Annotated in this window: 3 protein-coding genes and 1 pseudogene; all 4 read right to left on the reverse strand. The window is 60.2% G+C overall.

Annotation, left to right across the window (positions count from 1 at the left end):
* Nucleotides 1-88, reverse strand: a pseudogene (locus Q7T06_RS10155) (NADH-quinone oxidoreductase subunit K); the annotation flags it as partial.
* A 6-nt stretch (nt 89-94) separates the two neighbouring features.
* Entirely contained in the window at nt 95-724 is a 630-nt protein-coding gene (locus Q7T06_RS10160; RefSeq protein WP_304784258.1) for an NADH-quinone oxidoreductase subunit J, read from the reverse strand.
* 63 nt (nt 725-787) lie between these two features.
* Nucleotides 788-1,276 carry an NADH-quinone oxidoreductase subunit NuoI gene (nuoI, locus tag Q7T06_RS10165; RefSeq protein WP_304784261.1) on the reverse strand — a complete coding sequence of 163 codons (489 nt, stop codon included), beginning with the start codon at nt 1,274-1,276 and terminating at the stop codon, nt 788-790.
* Between the two features lie 25 nt (nt 1,277-1,301).
* Nucleotides 1,302-1,517 (reverse strand): NADH-quinone oxidoreductase subunit H (locus Q7T06_RS10170; protein WP_304784263.1); only part of this gene is annotated, 216 nt, incomplete at its 5' end.

Raw genomic sequence — 1,517 nt, forward strand, 5'->3', positions numbered from 1 at the left:
TCTTGCGGTTCAGGAAAATGCCGACCACGGACACCGAGAACAGGATGGCGCCGAGTATCAGGAAATGGGCGAGAGACAGAGTCACGATATCCCCTTATTGCTTGTCGCTGGCGGCGGCAGGCGCCGGCCGCTCGGTTTCGGATTTCATCTTCACCACGCGCAGGCGGTCGGTGCTCTTGACCTTGGATGCCGCAGCGGGATTGAAGTACTTGCTGTCCTTGCGCCGGCGCAGCGTCAGCGCTACAGCGGCAACGATGCCCAGCAGCAGGATGACCGCCGCCACTTCGAACGCGAAGATGTACTGGGTGAAGATCAGCTTGCCCAGTTCCTTGGTGCCGCCCAGATTGGCAGAGGCAGCGGGCACCTGGGCGTCGGTAGCCAGGAAGCCGCGGAACAGGACCGCGGCCATCTCCAGCACGATGATGACGCCGATGGTGGCGGCAAACGGGAAATAGGACCAGAAATTTTCGCGCAGCTTGCCGACGTCGACGTCGACCATCATCACCACGAACAGGAACAGGACCATCACCGCGCCGACATACACCAGCACCAGCACGATGGCGAGGAACTCCGCCTTGAGCAACATCCATATACCGGCGGCGGTAAAGAACGTCAGCACCAGGTACAGCGCGGCTTGCACCGGGTTGCGGTCGGTGACGACGCGCGTCGCCGCGACCACGAGGATCGCGGAAAACACATAAAACAGCGCAGATTTGAATTCCATGATGGACCAGTCAGTACCGGTGGCGCGCCGGCTGTCGCCGGTGAAGCCACCTTGTTTTATTAATCAGCGATAAGGAGCGTCGACTGCACGGTTGGCGGCAATTTCCTTCTCGTAGCGGTCGCCGACGGCGAGCAGCATCTCTTTCGTGAAGTACAGGTCACCGCGTTTTTCTCCGTGGTACTCCAGCACCTGGGTCTCGACGATCGAATCGACCGGGCAGGATTCTTCGCAGAATCCGCAGAAAATGCATTTGGTCAGGTCGATGTCGTAACGCGTGGTGCGGCGGCTGCCGTCATCACGTTGCTCCGACTCGATCGTGATCGCCAGTGCCGGGCAGACCGCTTCGCACAGCTTGCAGGCGATGCAGCGTTCTTCGCCGTTGGGGTACCGGCGCAACGCGTGCAGGCCACGGAAGCGCGGCGAAATCGGCGTCTTCTCTTCCGGGAACTGGACGGTGATCTTGCGAGCGAACATGTACCGGCCCGTGAGGGCCAGTCCCTTGAGCAGCTCGCGCAGCATCAGGCTGCCGAAAAAATCCTTGATCGCTTCCATGTTTGTGCCTTGTATTGCTCTTGCGTTACTTCCAGATATTCCAGGGGGTCTGCATCCAGACCGCGACGATCACCAGGTAAGCCAGCGTCAGCGGAATGAACACCTTCCAGCCCAGGCGCATGATCTGGTCATAGCGATAGCGCGGGAACGATGCGCGCGCCCAGATGAAGATCGATACGACCAGGAAGGTCTTGACGCCCAGCCAGATCCAGCCCGGCACCCAGTTCAGCAGCACCGAATT

The organism is Herminiimonas sp. (assembly GCF_030645555.1).
Taxonomy (GTDB): domain Bacteria; phylum Pseudomonadota; class Gammaproteobacteria; order Burkholderiales; family Burkholderiaceae_D; genus Oxalicibacterium.